General features: G+C 72.0%; 17 protein-coding genes. 3 read left to right on the top strand and 14 right to left on the bottom strand.

The features are described 5' to 3' along the window. Positions 1-145: 145 nt before the first annotated feature. From HET64_RS22575 to HET64_RS22615, 9 genes are all read right to left on the bottom strand, one after another. Positions 146-1,045, bottom strand: coding sequence for a S1 family peptidase (locus HET64_RS22575; RefSeq protein WP_215108327.1), 900 nt, complete (start codon positions 1,043-1,045; stop codon positions 146-148). 230 nt (positions 1,046-1,275) lie between these two features. Then, positions 1,276-2,097, bottom strand: coding sequence for a DUF1684 domain-containing protein (locus tag HET64_RS22580; protein ID WP_215108329.1), 822 nt, complete (start codon positions 2,095-2,097; stop codon positions 1,276-1,278). A gap of 4 nt (positions 2,098-2,101) precedes the next feature. Beyond that, on the bottom strand, positions 2,102-3,382 hold the full coding sequence (locus HET64_RS22585; RefSeq protein WP_215108354.1) for an NtaA/DmoA family FMN-dependent monooxygenase: 1,281 nt from the start codon (positions 3,380-3,382) through the stop codon (positions 2,102-2,104). A gap of 14 nt (positions 3,383-3,396) precedes the next feature. Beyond that, a complete protein-coding gene (locus HET64_RS22590; RefSeq protein WP_215108331.1) occupies positions 3,397-4,473 on the bottom strand; it encodes an LLM class flavin-dependent oxidoreductase in 1,077 nt (358 codons plus the stop codon). Positions 4,474-4,642: 169 nt separating this feature from the next. Further along, on the bottom strand, positions 4,643-5,617 hold the full coding sequence (locus HET64_RS22595) for an ABC transporter substrate-binding protein (RefSeq protein WP_215108333.1): 975 nt from the start codon (positions 5,615-5,617) through the stop codon (positions 4,643-4,645). A 40-nt stretch (positions 5,618-5,657) separates the two neighbouring features. Beyond that, on the bottom strand, positions 5,658-6,410 hold the full coding sequence (locus HET64_RS22600; RefSeq protein WP_215108356.1) for an amino acid ABC transporter ATP-binding protein: 753 nt from the start codon (positions 6,408-6,410) through the stop codon (positions 5,658-5,660). 17 nt (positions 6,411-6,427) lie between these two features. Continuing rightward, on the bottom strand, positions 6,428-7,345 hold the full coding sequence (locus HET64_RS22605) for an amino acid ABC transporter permease (RefSeq protein WP_215108335.1): 918 nt from the start codon (positions 7,343-7,345) through the stop codon (positions 6,428-6,430). Positions 7,346-7,398: 53 nt separating this feature from the next. Further along, positions 7,399-9,240, bottom strand: coding sequence for an FAD/NAD(P)-binding domain-containing protein (locus HET64_RS22610; RefSeq protein WP_215108337.1), 1,842 nt, complete (start codon positions 9,238-9,240; stop codon positions 7,399-7,401). Further along, a complete protein-coding gene (locus HET64_RS22615) occupies positions 9,237-10,103 on the bottom strand; it encodes an amino acid ABC transporter permease (protein WP_215108339.1) in 867 nt (288 codons plus the stop codon). Before HET64_RS22615 ends, HET64_RS22610 begins: the two co-directional genes overlap by 4 nt. 464 nt (positions 10,104-10,567) lie before the next feature. Here HET64_RS22615 and HET64_RS22620 point away from each other — a divergent pair, with 464 nt between their 5' ends. Continuing rightward, positions 10,568-11,506, top strand: coding sequence for an ABC transporter substrate-binding protein (locus tag HET64_RS22620; RefSeq protein WP_215108341.1), 939 nt, complete (start codon positions 10,568-10,570; stop codon positions 11,504-11,506). Positions 11,507-11,549: 43 nt separating this feature from the next. On the opposite strand, the gene HET64_RS22625 is transcribed toward HET64_RS22620, so the two are convergent. Beyond that, positions 11,550-12,791, bottom strand: coding sequence for a DUF5685 family protein (locus HET64_RS22625; RefSeq protein ID WP_215108343.1), 1,242 nt, complete (start codon positions 12,789-12,791; stop codon positions 11,550-11,552). Positions 12,792-13,099: 308 nt separating this feature from the next. On the opposite strand from HET64_RS22625, the gene HET64_RS22630 reads away from it, so the two are divergent. Next, positions 13,100-13,543 (top strand): cell division protein SepF, encoded by a 444-nt coding sequence (locus HET64_RS22630; RefSeq protein ID WP_215108345.1) that lies wholly within the window; start codon positions 13,100-13,102, stop codon positions 13,541-13,543. A 67-nt stretch (positions 13,544-13,610) separates the two neighbouring features. Here HET64_RS22630 and HET64_RS22635 read toward each other — a convergent pair whose 3' ends face one another. Next, on the bottom strand, positions 13,611-14,831 hold the full coding sequence (locus HET64_RS22635) for an acyl-CoA dehydrogenase family protein (protein ID WP_215108347.1): 1,221 nt from the start codon (positions 14,829-14,831) through the stop codon (positions 13,611-13,613). A 102-nt stretch (positions 14,832-14,933) separates the two neighbouring features. After that, positions 14,934-16,691: an MFS transporter gene (locus HET64_RS22640; RefSeq protein WP_215108348.1), complete on the bottom strand. Its 1,758-nt coding sequence runs from the start codon at positions 16,689-16,691 to the stop codon at positions 14,934-14,936. 497 nt (positions 16,692-17,188) lie between these two features. On the opposite strand from HET64_RS22640, the gene HET64_RS22645 reads away from it, so the two are divergent. Next, on the top strand, positions 17,189-18,220 hold the full coding sequence (locus HET64_RS22645) for a phosphatase PAP2 family protein (protein WP_215108350.1): 1,032 nt from the start codon (positions 17,189-17,191) through the stop codon (positions 18,218-18,220). 115 nt (positions 18,221-18,335) lie between these two features. Here HET64_RS22645 and HET64_RS22650 read toward each other — a convergent pair whose 3' ends face one another. After that, complete coding sequence (locus HET64_RS22650; RefSeq protein WP_097869981.1) at positions 18,336-18,551, bottom strand: I78 family peptidase inhibitor; 216 nt, start codon at positions 18,549-18,551, stop codon at positions 18,336-18,338. 378 nt (positions 18,552-18,929) lie between these two features. Continuing rightward, positions 18,930-19,266, bottom strand: a 337-nt coding sequence (locus tag HET64_RS22655; protein ID WP_215108352.1) for a WYL domain-containing protein, incomplete at its 5' end; no start/stop codon positions are given.

The raw sequence follows: 19,266 nt of genomic DNA on the forward strand, positions 1-19,266 counted from the left end.
GCCCCGCCCCCCGTCGCCCCGTAGCGGCGACCCGTCGTGGCGACATCCTCTCAAGAGCTCCCCGGCGAGCGGGAGCCCCCGTCCGGAATTCCGGACGGGGGCACGTTTGTACGGACTGCTCCGTACCCGGCCGGGGTGGGCCCGGTCAGTACACGCTGACGCCGTACGCGCTCAGCGCCTCGGTGACCGGCTGGAAGAAGGTCGTTCCGCCGGAGGAGCAGTTGCCGCTGCCGCCGGAGGTGAGACCGATCGCCCGGGTGCCGGAGTAGAGCGGGCCGCCGGAGTCGCCGGGCTCGGCGCACACGTTGGTGCGGATCATGCCGTAGACGACGTCGCCGCCCCCGTAGTTGACGGTGGCGTTGAGTCCGGTGACCGAACCGCTGTGGGTGCCGGTGGTGGAGCCGCGGCGGGTGACGGCCATGCCGTTGGTGGCGTTGGCGGCGCTGGTGATGTCCTGGCCGCCGACCGTGCCGTCCTTGGGGATGGTGGTGTTGGTGTAGCGCACGATGCCGTAGTCGTTGTTCGGGAAGCTCGACCCGGAGGTCGTGCCGAGCACGGTGGTGCGGGCCGAGTTCGCCCACCAGGTGGTCGCGCCGTCCGTGCAGTGGCCGGCGGTCAGGAAGTAGTAGGTGCTGCCGCTGCGCACGTTGAAGCCGAGCGAGCAGCGTCCGGTGCTGGAGTAGATCGCGTCGCCGCCGGAGATCAGCTTGGTGAACTTGCCCGGCGTGCGCTCGATGCGCAGCGCGTCGGCGTTGGCGCCCGCCGACTTCTTGATCTGGTTGATCTCCGCCTTCGAGACCGTGCTGTCGACGGTGACGACGAGGCGCTTGGACTGCGGGTCGATGTTCCAGGCGGTGCCCGCGATGTCGGCGCCGAGCACGGCGTCGCTCGCCGCGGTCAGCTGGTTGGCACTGAACGTCCGGGGGGTTTCGGCGTTCGCGGTGGGGATGGCCATCGCCGCGACGGCGGCGAGCCCCGCGAGAACGGCCGTGGTACGGACGCGTCTCGCCGCGTTCGAGCGGATACTGGTGCGCTTGATCCTCACGTCGGGTTCCTCCGAGGGGAATCGGGGGCCCTCCTGTGGGGTGGCGGGCCCGTGAGGCGCAGTCGGGGGCCTGTCCGGATTCCGGAGTTGCCGTGCCCCTGACAATCGCTGACCGGAGTATCGAGGCGCTCGGACAGGGGGCGCAAGAATGCCTTTCGGCCACGCGGGTCACACCCGTCTCCGGCCCCGGGAGCCGTGGGGCTGCCGGGGCCGGAGGGACCTCTCGCGGGTCAGGCGTCGATCCGGTTCCGCTCCCCCGCCGGGACCGCCACGGAGAGCGTGTTGCCCGGGGGCGGGAACGGGCAGATGAAGTGATCGGCGAAGGCGCACGGCGGCAGCAGCGCGCGGTTGAGGTCGACGCTCACGCTGCCGTCGGCGGCGGGCGCGCCGGGCCGCAGGAATCGGAAGCGGTAGCTACCGTTCCCGCTGGTCGCGTCGGCGAAGACGGCCCACAGCGACCCGTCGGGTTCGACCGCGACCCGGAGCGTGTGCTCGTCGCCGTCCACCGTGAAGGCGATCTCGCCGCCGAGCCCGAGACCGCGCTCGACGCCGTCCGCGTTGGCCACCCGCACGGTCCGGTCGTCGCCGTAGGGACGGAAGGTCCCCGGCACCGCCCAGCGGGGGTCGTACGGGGTGGCCTCGATGGTCGAGAAGGCGTGCCTGGCAGCTGATCCCGGGTCGAAGTCCCGTACCGCCCACAGCCCTTCGCGGCGGAGCACCACCAGCCGCCGCTCCCCCCGCGCCACCCGGGAGTCGTCGATGGCACCCCGGTCGGCGCCCAGCCTGACCTCGCCGGTCAGCGGCTTGCCGTCGACGACGACGTCCTCCTCGGCGGCGGCCGTGAGGACCACCTCGTCGCCGTCCTCGCGCCACCGCCCCGGGACGGCCGGAATTCGCCCTTCCGGGTAGTCGGAGAGCCAGTGGGTTCCGGTCAGGGAGAGAGGGCCGTACGGGGCGGCGACGGCGACGACGCGCCCTTCGTGCCACCGCTGCCACTCCTGTGCGGCGTCCGGCCCGCCGCCCTGCTCCTGCTGCTGTGCGTCCGTGCTCATGCGGTCAACCTTTCCATACCGGCTCCGGGAGGCCGAGGTGCGACCGCAGCGTGGAGCCGGTGTATTCGGAGCGGAACGCTCCGCTCTCCTGGAGGAGCGGGACGACCCGGTCGACGAAGTCGTCCAGGCCGCTCGGGGTGAGATGGGGGACCAGGATGAAGCCGTCGGCGGCCCGTTCGTCGACGAACGCGGTCAGCTCCGCCGCGACCGTCCTCGGGGAGCCGATGAACGACTGCCGGGTGGTCGTCTCGATGACCGTCTGACGCAGCGAGAGCCCCTTGGCCTCGGCGATCGCGCGCCAGCGGGCGACGACGGCGAACGGGTCCCCGTACAGGACCCTGCCCTTGACGAGGCCGGAGTCGATGACGGGGTCGATCTCGGGGAGCGGCCCGTCGGGGTCGTACGCGGAGAGGTCCGTGCCCCAGAGCTGTTCGGCGGTGAGGATCGCGTTCTGCGGGGAGATCTGCTGCCGGCGGATCCCGGCGGCGCGCTCCTGGGCCTCGGCGTCGGTGTCGCCCGTCACCACGGTGACGCCCGGCATGATCTTCAGGTCGCCGGGCTCCCTGCCGTACGCCGCGAGCCGCGCCTTCACGTCGGTGTAGAAGGCGCGGCCCGCCTCCAGGGTGCCGTGCCGGGTGAAGATGATGTCGGCGGCGGAGGCGGCGAACTCCCGGCCCTCGTCGGAGTCCCCGGCCTGGATGACCACCGGGTGGCCCTGCGGCGAGCGCGGCACGGTGAACTCGCCGGAGACCGTGAACTGCGGCCCCTCGTGGGCGAAGGGCCGTGACACGCCGTCGGGCGTCCAGGAGTCCCACAGCTCGCGGGCGGTGGCGACGAACTCGGCGGCCCGGGTGTACCGGTCGGCCCGGTCCAGATAGCCGCCCCGGCGGAAGTTCTCCCCGGTGAAGGCGTCGGAGGAGGTCACCACGTTCCAGGCGGCCCGTCCCGCGCTGAGGTGGTCCAGGGTGGCGAGCCGGCGCGCGAGTTCGTACGGCTCGTTGAAGGTGGCGTTGACGGTGGCGGCGAGGCCGAGCCGGTCGGTGACGGCGGCCAGCGCGTTCAGCACGGTCAGCGACTCGGGCCGGCCGACCACGTCGAGGTCGTGGACGCGGCCGTTGTGCTCACGCAGCCGCAGCCCTTCGGCGAGGAAGAAGAAGTCGAACTTCCCGCGCTCCGCCGTCCGGGCCAACTGCTCGAAGGAGGAGAAGTCGATCTGGCTGCGGGAGCGGGGGTCGGCCCACACGGTGGTGTTGTTGACGCCGGGGAAATGGGCGGCGAGGTGCATCGGACGGGGCACGGTCAGACCTCCTTCGCGGTGGTCCTGGCGGCGGCGTAGCGGCTCGCGGGACGCACGAGTCCCAGGTGTTCGCGCAGGGTGCCGCCGGGGTGGAAGGTACGGAAGAGGCTGCGGTGCTGGAGGAGGGCCACGGTGCCGTTGACGATCCTTTCGAGGTCGCGCTCGGGGGCGATGGGCGTGAGGTGGAAGCCGTCGGCCGCGCCGGCCCGGTGCCACTGGGCGATGAGGTCGGCGAGGTCGACCGGGCCGCCCCGGAAGTAGGTGCCGCGCCCGGCGAGCCGCGGTCCGCTCTCCAGACCGGGTTCCGGCGCGGTCTCCATGTCGCCGAGGTCGACGGTCAGCGCGACCAGGACCCGCAGCGCCCCCGGGTCGCGGCCGTGGGCGGCGGCCTTGGCCCGCACCTCGTCGCGGACGGCGGCCGCCTGCTCGGGGGTGGTGGCCCGGATGTGGACGACATCGGCGTGCCGGGCGGCGGCCTCGCGCGCCGGGCCGGTGGTGGCGTCGATGACGGTGACGGGGCGGCCCTGCGGCGGGCGCGGCACGATGGCGGGGCCGCGTACGGAGAAGGTGGCGCCCTCGAAGTCGACGTAGTGCAGCTTGTCCCGGTCGATGAAGCGGCCGGTGGCGACGGACCGGATCTCGGCGTCGTCCTCCCAGCTGTCCCACAGCCGCCCGGAGACGTCGGCCACCTCCCCGGCCTCCTGCCACAGGGCGGCGGGCGGTGCCGCGGGGCGTCTGCCGAAGAGCCGGGCCTCCGCCTCGGTGGTCGAGACGTCCGCGCTCCAGCCGGCGCGGCCCCGGCTCACCCAGTCCAGGGTGGCGACGGCCGAGGAGACGTGGAAGGGCTCGGTGTGGGTGGTGGTGACGGTCGGGACGAGGCCGATGCGCTCGGTGGCGGGCGCGACGCGGGCGAGGACGGCGAGCGCGTCGAGTCCGGGGCGGGCGAACGAGTCGCCGAGGGTGACGTAGTCGAGCGCGCCGTCCTCGGCGAGCCGGGCGAGCCGGAGGTAGTGCCCGGCGTCGTAGTGCGGCGGGCCGCCGATCTCGGCGGCCAGGTGGAGGGGGGCAGGGGCGGGCATGCGGGGACCTCTCGGGTCGACGGTCGGTCGGGGGCGCCGCGAGGGCCGTTCACCGGCCGCGCGCCGGACGGGACGCGCGGGCGGGGTGGCGGACCCGGCGGGCCCTGGGAGTGTCCTGCCGGTCACGGACCGGCCCCGACCGGCAGGACACCCCCCGGGTTCAGCTCGGTCAGCTCTTCGTCTTCGGCAGGCCGGGCGGGTTGATCTCCGACTTCTCCACGGCCTCGCCGCCGAGCCCCCAGCGCCCCAGGACCTTGCCGTACGAGCCGTCCTCGACGATGTGGTCGATCGCGGCGGCGTACGCCTCGACCAGGCCGCTGCCCTTCTTCGTGGTGGCGGCGATCTTGCCCTGGAGGCCGCCGCCGGCTCCGGAGATCTGTCCGGCGATCTCGCTCTGGCCGGACGTCGCGACGTGGTAGGCGGCGGACGGGCTCGGGCCGAGGTGGGCGTCGATGCGGCCCGACTGGAGGGGGAGGTAGTAGTCGTTCTCCTTCTGGAAGTACTTGATCTCCACGGGCTCGCGCCCGGCCTTGACGTTCTCCTCGCTCCACTCGACGAGGATCTTCTCCTGGTTGGTGCCGGAGGAGACCGAGATCGTCTTGCCGGCGACGTCGGCGGGACCCTTCACCTTCCAGCCGGAGCCCTTCTTCGCCTCGAAGGCGATGTTGTCGAGCCGGTAGGTGGCGAAGTCGTACTTCTCCTTGCGCTCCTCGGTCACGGTGACGTTGGAGAGGACACCGTCGAACTTGGAGCTGTCCAGGCCGACGAAGAGGTTCTCCCAGGAGACCTGCTCGAACTCCGGCTTCAGGCCGAGGGTGTCGGCGACGAGGGTGGCGATGTCGATCTCGGAGCCGATCCGGGTCTTGTCGTCGGTGGCGTAGAAGCCGAGCGGCGGCACGGCGTCCGCGCTGGCCCCGATCCTCAGCGTGCCGCGCTCGCGGATCGCCTCGGGAACGAGGGCGGCGACGGCGTCCACCTTCTTGCCTCTGAGGCGGTCCTGGTCGGGGCTGGTGTTGACCCCGGTGTCCTTCTTGTCCTTGGACGCCGCCACGTCGGTGGAGACGTCGGGGTCGCCGCAGGCGGTGAGCACTCCGGCGGCGGTGAGCGTGGCGAGGGCGAGGGTGATGCTGCGGCGGACGGACACGTACGTACTCCTTGCGGATGAGTGATGCATGAGGGGTGAGTCAGAGAACCTTGGAGAGGAACGCGCGGGTGCGCTCCTGGGTGGGGCGGTCCAGCAGGTCGGCGGGCGGGCCCTGCTCGACGATGCGGCCCTCGTCCATGAAGACGACGGTGTCGGCGACCTCGCGGGCGAAGCCGATCTCATGGGTGACGACGATCATCGTGGTGCCGCCGTGCGCCAGGTCCTTGATGACGTCGAGGACCTCTCCGACGAGCTCCGGGTCCAGCGCGGACGTCGGCTCGTCGAAGAGCAGGAGCCTGGGCTCCAGCGCCAGGGCGCGGGCGATGGCGACGCGCTGCTGCTGGCCGCCGGAGAGCTGCCCGGGGTAGGCCGCCGACTTGTCGGCGAGTCCGACCCGCTCCAGCAGCTTCTCCGCCGCCTCGACGGCCTCCTTGCGGGGGCGGCGCAGCGCGGAGACGGGCGCCTCGATGATGTTCTCCAGCACGGTGAGGTGCGGGAAGAGGTTGAAGTTCTGGAAGACGAAGCCGATCTTGGTGCGCTGGCGCAGTACCTCGCGCTCGCGCAGTTCGTAGAGCTTGTTGCCGTCCCTGCGGTAGCCGACCAGGGTGCCGTCCACGCTGATCCAGCCCTGGTCGACCTTCTCCAGGTGGTTGATGGTGCGCAGCAGGGTGGACTTGCCGGAGCCGGAGGGGCCGAGGATGACGGTGACCTCGCCGGGCCGCACCGAGAGGTCGATGCCGCGCAGCACCTCCAGGGAGCCGAAGTTCTTGTGCACGGAGCGGATTTCGACCATGGCATCGCTGGGTGCGCTCATCGCACGGCCCCCTTGGCGTAGTGACGTTCGACGTAGTACTGGACGATCGAGAGGGCGGTGGTCAGGAGGATGTACCAGGCGGTGGCGACCATCAGCAGCGGGACGACCCGGCCGCTGCGGCCGTAGACGACCTGGACCTGGTAGAAGAGCTCGCCGATCGCCATGACGGAGACGATCGAGGTGCCCTTGAAGAGCGAGATGATCTCGTTGGCCGCGTTGGGCAGGATGGAGCGCATCGCCTGCGGGAGCACGATCCGTCGCAGCTGCCGGAGCTTCGGGATGCCGAGGGCGGCCGCTGCCTCCAACTGGCCTCCGCCGACGGCCAGTACGCCTCCGCGCACGATCTCCGCCGCGTACGCCGCCTGGTGCAGCGCGAGGCCCAGGACGGCCGCGCTGACCGCGCCGACCAGGTTCATCGTGTCGAAGGTGAAGAAGCCCGGCCCGAACGGGATGCCGAACTGCAACTCCTTGTAGAGGTAGGCGAGGTTGAACCAGAACAGCAGTTGCACGATGAGCGGGATCGAGCGGAACGCCCAGATGTAGCCGTACGCGACCGTCCTCAGGAACGGGCTGGCCGACAGCCGCATGAACGCCAGCACGATGCCGAGCGCGAAGCCGAGGACCGTGCCGTAGAAGGTCAGCTGGAGGGTGAGCCAGACCGCCTTGAGGATGACCGGCGCGGAGAAGAACTGCGCGAAGACGTCCCACTCCCAGCCGGGGTTGGTGACCAGCCCGTTGATGAACTGGGCGACCAGGACGGCGGTCACGGCGACGGCGACCCAGCGCCAGGGGTGGCGGGCCGGGACGACCGTCAGCTCTCCGTAGTCGGTGCCGGGATCGGCGGCTTTCGGAGCGGGTGGGCCGTCGGGGCTCCCGGCGGGTGGATCGATGGGTGGATCGCTGGTCAGCGACATGAGTGGAGTCCTTGGGCGCGGTGGCGGCGGTGGTACGGGAAGGGGGCGGACGGTCAGGAGGCGAGCAGGCCCCGACAGGAGAGGTCGCGCAGGAAGGTGAGCGCGGCGCGCGCGGCGGCGTCGTTCTGCCGGAAGGCGGGTCCGCCGGTACGGGGCCGGGTGAACGCCCCGCTGTTGCGGGCGGTGGTGAAGGGGCCCAGTGCGAAGCGGCGCGGGTGCGGGGAGCCGGCGCGGTCCAGCACCCGGCTGTCGGCCGGGTCCACGGAGAGCAGCCCGGTGTCGGTGACAGCGGCCCCCTCGTCGCGCAGCGCACGCAGCAGGGGGCTCGCGGTGTGCCGGAGCGAGGGGTCGGGGAGACGGGCCTCGACCAGGGCCCGGGCCTCGGTGGACGCACCGGGGACGGTGGCGCCGGTGGCCCGGAAGAGGCCGTGCTCCTCGTCGGTCTCCACGGTGAGGTCCGCGCCGAGGAAGCGGACGACGCCGGCCCGGGAGAGGGCCAGGAGCTGCTGGAGCCGGGGCCCCGGCGGGCCGGAGGCCAGATAGCTGAAGAAGCCGTGCCACCAGCCGCCGATGTCGCCGAGCCGGACGAGCTGGGCATAGGCGGTGAGCAGCCCGAGGAAGACCGCGAGATCCTCGCTGTGCGCGGGGTCGTGACGGCGGGTCAGGTCGGCGGTGATGTAGTCGCGCAGGGCTTCCTGAAGGGCCTCGGGCGAGGCGTGGCGGACGCCGTCGAGGGGCCGGTCCAGCGCGTCGAGGTCGAGCCGGTCGGCGGGGTCGGGCACGGCCTCGGCGATCAGCCCGGCCAGCTCGGGGCTGTCCGGGTCGGCGGCGGCGTACTTCTCGGCGAAGACCTCGTGGGCGAGGGCGGTGCGCTCGGGGTGGGCGGTGAACAGCCGGTGGTAGTGGGCGTGGCCGAGCTCCTTCGCGACCGCCGGCCAGACATCGCGCCGGAAGTCGAGCGGGCCGGGCCCGCTCAGCAGCCCGTCGGCCCACCTCTGGTCCAAGTGCTGTGGCAGCGGCGGGCGTTCGCCGGTCCAGCCGTAGCCGATCTTCGCGTGGTACGGGACGCCGCGCCGCGATCCGACGTGCAGCACGGGTTCACGGCCGGACGGCAGGTAGACCCCGTTCTCGTGGCGTCCGCCGCGTCCCTCGGTGAGCAGGACCATCAGATCGATGAAGGCGAGCCCGAAGCCCCGGACGATGACCGGCTCCCCGGGGCGCAGGGCGTCGAGGTCGCTGTCGGCGGTGAAGTCGGGCGGCAGGTGCACCAGATCGTGGCGTCGGGCGAAGGCGCTCAGCCGCTCCTGCTCGGGCTCCTCCTCGGCGTCGAGGTGGCCCACGGTCAGGACGACGAGGTCGGCGAGCAGGGGTTCGGCGCGGTCCTGGAGCCGGACGCGCTGGCGGCCGCCGCGCGCTCCGGTGACGGCGAGGGCGGTGGTGCGGTGCTCGTGCACGGTGATGCCGGGCGGCAGGGCGGCCAGGGCGCGGTCGTAGGTCCAGCGCAGATAGGCGCTCTGGAGTCGCCGGGAGGGGAAGTCCGCGCCGGTGAGTCCGTGTATCTCGGCCACCACGGCGGGGTCCGCCGAAGGGACGACGCGGCCCGCGCGGACGTCCTCGGCCCAGGCGTCCAGGGCCGGTCCCGTCACGACGGGGCCGTCCAGGTCCACCGTCTCGTCGGTGAACATGGTGACGTCCTCGGCCATGGAGTTCATCCACAGCAGCGGCGACTGGTCGGGCCGCCAGATCCGCCCGCCGCCCGCCGGGTAGGGGTCGACCAGATGGATGTCCAGACGCTGATTCCCGTACAGCTCACCGGCGTTGGCGGCGATGCGTTCGATGACACCGGTGCCGCGCGGGCCGCCGCCGATCACCACGACGCTGGGTACGGAGCTCATCGCGCACCCGCCGTGCCACGGGCGTAGTACCGCTCCACATAGCGCTGGCCGATGCTCAGCAGCGTGGTGACGGCCGCGTACCAGAGCGTGGCGACGAGCAGCAGCGGGATGACCTGGTAGGTGCGGTGGTAGACGAGCTGGACGGAGTAGAGCAGGTCCTGCACGGCGATGATGCTGACGATGGAGGTGCCCTTGAGGGTGCCGATCAGCATGTTCCCGGCCGGCGGCACGATGGAGCGCATGGCCTGCGGCAGCACGATGCGCCGGAACCGCCGCCAGGGGCCGAGCCCGAGGGACTGGGCGGCCTCCACCTGTCCGCGCGCGACGGAGAGGATCCCACCGCGCACCACCTCGGCGGCGTACGCGGCCTCGTGCAGGGTCAGCCCGATGACGGCGATGGTGACGGGGCCGAGGAGGGTGACCGTGGAGACGCCGAGGATCTGCGGGTACAGCGCGCCGATGTTGAACCAGAACAGCAGCTGGACCAGGATCGGCGTGGACCTGAAGAGCCAGACGTAGCCCCAACTGACCGCCTGGAGAACGGGGTTGCCCGAGAGGCGCATGACCGCGAGCAGGGCTCCCAGCACGAACCCGAGCACCACGACCACCGCGGTGAGCCAGAGCGTGAGCCAGAGTCCGCGCAGGACGGGGACGGTGCCGAAGTAGGAGAGCACGACGTCCCACTGGAAGGCGTCGTTGCGGATGACCGAGTTCAGCGCCAGCGCGAGCAGGAACAGGACGGCGACAGCCGCTGTCCAGCGGCCTGTTCGGCGTACGGGGACGATGCGCGGCACCACGTCGGCATCGCCCTTGACGAGCGGCCGGGAGGAGGGAGGGGGCAGCGAGACGGTCTGCGGGGGCATGCGGGAGCTCCGTGGATGCTCAGATCGAACACGGGGCGTGCCTTCACACCGGAAACCACACATGGGCCGGGCCCCTCAGCGCCGGTCCATGGGTCCGAGATAAGCGGCGTGCACGGGGAGTTGTCAAGCCTGTCCACACTGTGAGCCGTAGATCTCACCTCGGTTGACGCGCACTCGGATGCCTGTTCAACTTGCCCCATGCATTCGCAGCAGTGGCTGGTCACCCGCTCCCACATCGACTTCGGTCGTGTGTGGTCCTCTTCCTGTTGAGCTGACTCTCCGCTGTCCGGCTTTTCCTGCTCACGCCCTGTTCTTCGGCGTTCGAGCCCCGTTCCTCGCGTGACTTCACCTTCACCACACCGCTCCGCCCTCCCCTCGCACCGCTGAACACATCCGCCGTCCCCCCGTGCCCGCAGGTGGCCCGGGGCGGTCGGCCCATCCCGACGAACCCGGAGAGCACAGCCATGCCCAGATCCCGACATACCGCCCTGTTCACCCTGATCACCGTGGCCGCGCTGACCCTCACCGGCTGCGCCGAGCCGACGGAGGCGGCGGACGGCGGGCCGGACAAGGAAGCGGCTCGGGCGAAGACCCCGACGACGGACGTGGTCTCGCAGGTCCACAAGGACGAGGCCGCGGCGAAGCTGCTGCCGGCCGGGGTGCGGGAGACGGGCACGCTGCGGATCGCCGCCGCCATCGGCACCCCGCCCGGGGCCTTCTACGAGCAGGACGGCACCACCCTGGCCGGCGCGGACATCGATTTCGCGGACGCGGCGGCCCGGGTGCTCGGGCTGGAACTGAAGCGCGAGGTGGCGTCGTTCGAGGCGATCCTGCCGGCGCTCGGCAGCGGAAAGTACGACCTGGGCACGGGGAACTTCGGGGTCACCGACATACGCCGCAAGACGGTCGACTTCGTCACGTACATCAACGACGGGCAGGGCTTCGCGGTCCGCGAGGACAGCGAGCTGAAGAAGGTCACCGACCTCACCCAGCTGTGCGGGCTGAACGTGGCCACCGGGGCGGGCACCACCTTCGAGGTGACGCTCCAGGAGAATCTGCCCCGGTGCGCGGAGGCGGGCAAGAAGCCGTACGAGGTCAAGACGTACGCCGACCAGACGGCCGTCTGGCTCTCGCTCCAGCAGAACCGCAGCGATGTGGTGATGTCCACGATCAACGGGCTGCGCTACGGGGTGAGCCAGCAGGAGGGACTGCGCTTCCTCAACGAGTTCAAGCGGCTCGACGTGGGCTTCGCGTTCAAGAAGGGCACCCCGCTGGCCCCCGCCTTCCAGGCCGCGGTCAACCGGCTCAAGGAGGACGGGACCTACGACCGCATCCTGAAGAAGTGGGGCACCACCGAGTCCGCGATCTCGGCCTCGGAGATCTCACCGCCCGAACTGAAGTGACCTGACGCCGGCTCCGCCCGCCGCACCGGCGGGCGGATCCCGTTCAGCAGTCGCAGCCGCAGGAGTCACCACAACAGCAGCAGCCCTCGCCGCAGTCACCGCAGCAGCTGCAGGCCTCGCAGCAGTCGCCGCAGCTCTGGCACGGCGAGTGCCGCTGCTCCCTGCTCCAGGGGTCCTCGAAGCTCCCGCAGCACATCTGGCAGGTGCAGGCGAGCCCGGCCCAGACCAGGCATCCGGCGATCAGCCCGCGACGGTCGCGGGGCGGGCGCGGCCCGGGCGGCGAGCCCGGGCCGCCGGGCGGCGGACCGTACGGATCTCCGGGCGGCGGACCGTACGGCTGACCGGGCGGCGCGCCGTACGGGTTTCCCGGCGGCGGCCCGAAGGCGCCCTCGGGCAGCTGAAGTCCCCGCTGCCCCTGATGGGAGCAGGAGGAGGTACCGAACGCCCGGTCGACCGAGCGCCGCAGCTCATGGGCGAGGAGGACGTGGACGAGCTTGCCGTCGGTGAACTCCGCCTCCCGCAGCGCGAGCCGCACGCCGTGCAGCGCGTCGTCGCAGAGCCGGCGCGCCTCGGACAGCGGGGTGCCGGTGGCGGTGAGCGGGTTCCAGGCGCCCGACGCGGCGTCGGCCTCCTGGTCCTCCACGGCGTCCAGGAGATGGGCGAGCCGCCCGAAGAGCCGGCCGGCCTCCGCGAGCGGCGCGGCGTTCCACGGCTTCCCGGCGAGATGGGCGGTGTGCGCGAAAGCGGCCGCGGTGGCGGTCTCGGTCGGTTCGGTGACCGTCAGCAGCGGGGTGCCGGGCCCGGCGAGCGTCTCGATCCCGGTCTGCCGGTCGACCGCGTCGACCAGGAGGGCGGTGTCGAAGCCGAGGGCCGCCCCGGTCCGCGCGCCCGCCCGGTCCCACCCGGCGGCCACCCGGCGCGCGGCGGCGGCGACCGGGCGGCGGGCCAACAGCCCGTCCCGGTCGGCGACGTGATCGCGGACCTTGGCCGAGGCGAGGACCAGCGAGACGGCCGCGGCGAGCCGCGCCCCTTCCCCCTGGGCGACGGGCGCGGTGCGCATGGCCCGCAGCGGGCAGGGGCCGGCGGTGCGCCGGCCGCCGGGCGCCCGGCCGGTCTGAGCCTCCGTCAGGACGGAGACGATCAGGCCGTCATAGTTCGTGACGATACGGGCGAACTGTCCGTGATCCGCCCTCAGAGCCAGGCACAGACCGCAGAGATGGGCCATCCACTCGACCCTGAGACCTTCGGAGAGCCGATGGGTACAGGGCCTGACGATTCCGAACACGACGATCCCCCGTGAGCCGTTCAGCCGGTGCGCGACGCTCGCGCACCGGAGCGTCGTGCATCGTATCGAGTGACCCGTTCACCCGTACGTCCCCCGGATCACCCGTACGGCCGGAGCATCATATTTTCCTTCTACAAGCCCCCTTATGCAGGAGGAACCCTGACGAATCGCCACATCTTCTGCACCAGTAACGTCACGAATCGCCTGCGAGCCGACTATCCACTTGGCGCGGTATCCGCATCATGGACGACCATAGGGATACGAAAGAGATGCGGAACACCAGGGAACCGCGGTGAGAGGAGGCGTCCATGGGATCGGTGCGCAAGGCGAGTGCCTGGCTGGGCCTCGTAGAGGACAACGACGAGCGGTACTACGACGACGAGTACGCCGGGGGTGCGGAGACCGGTACGGGCAACCAGGCCTGGGTCACCGACCCGCGGGTGCAGGTGGCCGCGGAGACGGCCGAGGAGCAGGACCGCCGGATCGCGACGGTGACCCCGGACAGCTTCCGGGACGCACGCGCCATCGGCGAGCTCTTCCGGGACGGCGTCCCGGTGATCGTCAACCTCACGGCCATGGACCCCGCCGACGCCAAGCGCGTGGTGGACTTCGCCGCCGGGCTGATCTTCGGCCTGCGCGGCTCGATCGACCGGGTGGCCACCCGGGTCTTCCTGCTGTCCCCCGCCGACACCCAGGTGGTGGCGGGCGAAGCCGCCGGCCGCAAGGCCGACGGCTTCTTCAACCAGAGCTGAGCAGGGCGCTCGCCGGAAAGATCCGGTCAACGCATCCGGCCGGCGCGCGCGTACCGGCGCGTCCCGTTCACCGGAAGGCGTCGAGACCGGTGAGCGCCTTGCCCAGTACCAGCTGGTGCATCTCCACGGTTCCCTCGTAGGTGAGGACCGACTCCAGATTCGTGGCGTGCCGCATCACCGGATACTCCAGCGAGATCCCGTTGGCCCCGAGGATCGTGCGCGAGGTGCGGCAGATCTCGATCGCCTCCCGGACGTTGTTGAGCTTGCCGAAACTGACCTGCTCCGGCCGGAGCCTACCCGCGTCCATCCGGCGGCCCAGGTGGTGGGCGAGCAGGATGCCCTTGTGCAGTTCCAGAGCCATGTCCGCCAGCTTGGCCTGGGTGAGCTGGAAGCCGCCGATCGGCCGGCCGAACTGTTCCCGGCTCCTCGCGTAGTCGAGGGCCGACTCGAAGCTGGCCCGCGCCGCGCCCATGGCGCCCCAGACGATGCCGTAGCGCGCGTGGCTCAGACAGCTGAGCGGACCGCGCAGCCCGCTCGCGTCCGGAAGCACCGCGTCGGCGGGCAGCCGCACCTCGTCCATGACCAGCTCGCTGGTGACCGAGGCGCGCAGCGACCACTTGTGGTGGATCTCCGGGGCCGAGAAGCCGGGGGCGTCGGTCGGCACGACGAATCCCCGGATGCCCCGGCCGTCCTCGCCCTCGTCGGTCTGCGCCCAGACGACGGCGACCCCGGCGACCGAGCCGTTGGTGATCCACATCTTGCGGCCGGTGAGGATCCAGTCCTCGCCGTCGCGCTTGGCGTACGTCCGCATCCCGGCCGGGTCGGAGCCGTGGTCGGGCTCCGTCAGGCCGAAGCAGCCGATGATCTCGCCGGACGCCATGCCGGGCAGCCACCGCTGTTTCTGCTCCTCGGAGCCGAAGCGGTGGATCGCGTACATGGCGAGCGATCCCTGTACGGAGACGAGTGAGCGGATCCCGGAGTCGGCGGCCTCCAGCTCCAGGCAGGCGAGCCCGTACTGGACGGCGCTCGCCCCGGCGCAGCCGTACCCGTCCAGCGACATGCCGAGCGCGCCCAGCGCGCCGAGCTCCCGGGCCAGCTCCCTGATTCCGGGCAGCTCGCCCCTCTCGTACCAATCGGCGATGTACGGCAGGACGCGGTCGGTGGCCCAGGTGCGGACGGTGTCGCGGATCGCGAGGTCGTCGGGGCCGAGCAGGTCGTCGATGCCGAGGGGATCCGACGCGTCGAACGGCGGGAGCTTCGACGGCTTCGGTGACTCGGTGCTGGACATGAGGGTGCCTCCGGCGGCTCGCACGGTGCTCGGAGGGACCGGGACACGCCCGCCCTCCGAAAACTAGCAGTGGTAGTCAGGGCGTCGTGCTGACGTTACGGCTCAGTGTGCCGCTCGTCCAGAGCCGGTCGCCTCGGCCGGCTCGCGCCGCGCGGGCACCATCGGGCGCGGGGCCGGGCGGTCCGGCCCGGCCGGCCGGGAGGCGCCGGGGACCCGGGGTTCGTCCGCCCCGTACGCGGAGGCCTTGGACGCGGAGGCCGCGGAGCCGGCCGGGGACGCGGCGTCGTCCACCTCGCGCCGGGGGCACGCCTCCTTCGGCGGACACTCCATGGCCTTCGGCAGCCGCAGGGCGGCCAGCGCCCCGAGCAGCAGCAGCCCCGCGCTGACGAACAGCGTGACGTGGAGTCCGCCGATGAAGGCGTGCCGGGCCGTGGAGCGCAGCAGGTCGCCCATCGGGCCGCCCAGCTGCGCGGCCACGTGATAGGCCTCGCCCAGCGAATGGGAGGCCTCCGCCCCGGCACGGGCGGGAACGCCCTTCTCACGCAGACCGGCGAGGCCGGGGGCGTAGGCGGCGTTCATGACACTGCCGAGCAGGGCGATGCCGAGGCCCGCGCCCAGTTGGTACGAGGTCTCCCCTATGGCCGCCGCGCCACCCGCCCGCTCCGGCGGGGCGTCGCTGAGCATCGACTCGTACGCCCCGAAGAGCGTGGTCTGCAGGCCGAAGCCGAGCAGGACGAAAGCGCAGGTCAGCAGGGCTGGCCGGTCGTGCTGGCCCATCGAGGTGAGCAGCAGCACCGAGGTCGCGGTGAGCACGAAGCCCCAGCCGACCATCCGGCGCGGCCCGACGCGGCGCAGGGTGAGCGAGCCGGTGGCGCCCGCGGCCATCGCCGCGAAGGTCAGCGGCAGCAGCCGCAGCCCGGTCTCCAGCGGGCTGAGCCCCAGCACCAGCTGGAGGTACTGGACGGCGATCAGCTGGAGGCCGACCAGCGCCAGCATGGCGAGCACGATGCAGCCGACGGCGGTCGAGAAGGCCGGGCGGGCGAACATCGAGACGTCGATCAGCGGATGCCTGCGGCGCTTCTGACGGCGTACGAAGAGGATCAGGAGCGCGAGCCCGAGGGCCGGCGGGCCCAGCGAGACCGGATCCAGCAGCCCCGCGCCACCGCCCAGACGCTTCACACCGAGGACGACGCCGAGCACGCCCGCCGCGGCGGTCAGCGCGCCCAGGACGTCCCACGGGCCGTCGTCGCCGCCGCGCGACTCGGGCAGCAGCCAGCGGCCCAGCGGCAGGATCACGGCCATCAGCGGGATGTTGATCAGAAAGACCGAGCCCCACCAGAAGTGCTCGACCAGGAAGCCGCCGACGACCGGTCCGGTGGCGGCGCCGACCGCGGCCACCGCGGTCCACACGCCGATGGCGAGCGCCCGCTCCCGTCGGTCGGGGAAGACCTGGCGCAGGATCGACAGCGTGGCGGGCATGATCATCGCGCCGCCCACACCGAGGAGGGCACGGGCCGCTATCAGCACGGCCGGAGTGTCGGCCGTCGCGGCGAGCGCGGAGGCGACGCCGAACAGCGCGTAGCCGAACAGCAGCACGCGGCGTCTGCCGATCCGGTCACCCAGCGTGCCGAAGAGGATGAGCAGCGAGGCGCAGACGAGGGGGTAGGCGTCGACGATCCACAGGAGGGCCGTACCGCTGGGACGAAGGTCCTCGGTGACGGCCGGAACGGCGACGTGGAGCACGGTCGCGTCGAGCGCGACGACCAGGAGACTGAGGCAGAGGACCACGAGGACGACCCAGCGGTTGGCGTCGTCGGCGGCCTTGCGCAGCCGGACCCCGGCCGTGGTCGTCCCGGACATCTACGTACCTCCCGATGAGTCCCTCGCGCTCGGCGGACCGACGGTGACGTGGGGTGCGCGTCCCTCGGGCCCGGCATCGACGGGCGAGTGAGCCGTCAGCGTACGCGAGTCCGGCGAGGTCACCTGTGGTCCACGTCATACCGCGCCCCGCCGCACAGTGTGGCGTACACCCTTCCGGAACCGGCCGGGGGGCTCCGGCCCGAGGAGCCGTGACGCCCGCCGTGACGGGGCCTCGGCGGGTGACCGGGGGCGCGGCGCTACGGCACGCGCCTCCCCCGAATGGCGGGATCAATTGCAGCGGATTCCCGTGCGCCTCTTTTTCCGAGAGATCAAACACGCTTACGAACGGAACCGGCGGGCAATTGGCCACAAGATCACGGAGATTCTTCTCCGCGCCCGGAAAAGACGCCGTTCCGAGACAAAGTCCACATCACATCGTCATCACAAAGAGCCCGGATTGGCCTGCTCGCACACTCACTCGCTGTAACGTCGATTGGGTGCGTACCGACATCTTTGCCCGGCTGGACCGGGAGCCGGAACCGCCGAAGATAGTGGCACCGCGGATGAGCCGTCACCGCATCGCCCTCTTCGGCGGGACGTTGGCGTTCTATCTCGCCATCGTCTGGGCGGTGCTGATCACGTCCTGGCTGGTGGCCCTGGACTGGAAGGTCATGCTGTTCCGGCCCTACCAGCAGTGGCCCGAACTGCACGCCTTCCTGGACTACTACGTCGTGCTCGGCCAGCGAGGCCCCACAGCGGTGATGGTCGCCTGCTGGCTGGGCTGGCGCTCCTGGCGTCAGCACACGCTCCGGCCGCTGCTGGTCCTCGGCACGTCCCTGCTGCTGCTCAATGTGACGGTGGGCGCGGTCAAGCTGGGGCTCGGGCGGCTCGGCCCGCACTACGCGACACAGATCGGCTCGGCCGAGATGTTCGCCGGCGGCGATATATTTCCCTCCGGGCACACCGCGAACGCCGTCGTGACCTGGGGAATCCTCGCCTATCTGGCCACCACGCCGCGCGCCAGGCGCTATCTGTCGGCGGTGTCCGCGACGGTCTCGCTGGGCGTCGGCCTCACCACCGTCTACATCGGTACGCACTGGCTCAGCGACGTCGTGCTGGGCTGGGCGGCCGGGCTGCTCATCCTCCTGGCGCTGCCCTGGTTCGAGCCGCTGATCGCCCGGACCGAGGCCTGGATCTTCGCGATCCGCGAGCGGTGGCGTGAGCATCGCGACGGCGCCCGCCCGGCGCCGGTGGCCGGGTCCGGGACCGGGTCGGGGCCGCAGCCGGTGCTGCTCCCGCAGTCGATGGCCACCGACGGCCTCGCCGCCGAGACCGTAACCGCCGCGGCCGAGCCGGTGCTCCCCGCCGGGCATCCGGCCCCGGCCGCCAGGGCACGGGCCCACGGCGGGCACCCCGTGCGTCCGGGCTCCATGCCGGTCGCCCCGGCGGGCATCCGCCGCCCGCCGCCGCACACGGAGCGGGGCGCGCGCGGCACCGGAAGCACCGCGCGCCCGATGACCGGCGGCTGACCCCTGCTCCCCCGCGAGCGCGGGGACGAGGTGCGCACAGCCTCACCCGCACACGCCGAAGGCCCCGACCGCGGTCGGGGCCTTCGGCCGTCGGGGGCCCGGTGCGGCAGGCGGGTCAGCCCACCCAGCAGCGCGTCACCGTGTCGTCCTCGACCTGGAAGTTGATGCGGCCGTGACGGAACTCCATGGTGAGGAACGCGCCCGGGGGGACGGCCCGGACCGTGTCCCAGCCGCGGCTCCTGGCCTGTCGCTCGGCGGCGTCGGCGGCGAGACCGACGTACGACTCGGCGGCGTCGTCCGGCTGGGCTGGAGGGGTCGGTAGAGATGCCATGCCTTCACCGTAGGCGGCCCCGGACCGTGACGGAAGGCCGGGCCGGGAGGGCGTTCCCCTGCATCCCCACATGCCGTGGCGGTCACGCTTGTGTCACAGGATCCCCACACGTGTATACGCGGTCCTATTCACTCGAACGGCCCGACCGGACGCATCGGCGCGCATTAACGGGAAACCCTGATCACCGGCGTGAGGGGGTGTCGGAGGCCTTCCGGAATCATGGGATGACCTGCTTCTTTTCCCATCGGCGGGGAGTGCCGCCCGAATGGCCGGGACACCGGAAATTCCCGCCCCCGTAAACCGGCCTTTCCTTAACCGAACGCTTCCCGGACCGCCCGCCGGGCGCGGAACGGCGGACCCGGCACCACACCCGGAGTCTCACGATCCGTCGAGCGCGCGCGTGAGCCGGTCCCTCGCCTCCCGCAGGACATCGATCAGCTCGGGCGGCTCGATCACCTCGAAATCGATCCCCATCATCAGCACGTGGATCACCAGCACGGTGAGGCCCGGCGCGCCCGCGGTCAGCCGGCAGGTGTCCGCGTCCACGGCCTCCAGCACCCCGGCGGACGGCGACACCCGCCGAGCGGCCTCCGCCAGCGGGGCCTTCAGCAGGACCACGGCCCGCGCCGCGTACGCGGAGACCGCGACACCCCGGGAGACGTACGCCGCCAGATCGTCCGCCGGCGGAGGGCGGGGGACGAAACGGGGGCCGTGC

Source organism: Streptomyces sp. McG3, assembly GCF_018619185.1.
Taxonomy (GTDB): domain Bacteria; phylum Actinomycetota; class Actinomycetes; order Streptomycetales; family Streptomycetaceae; genus Streptomyces.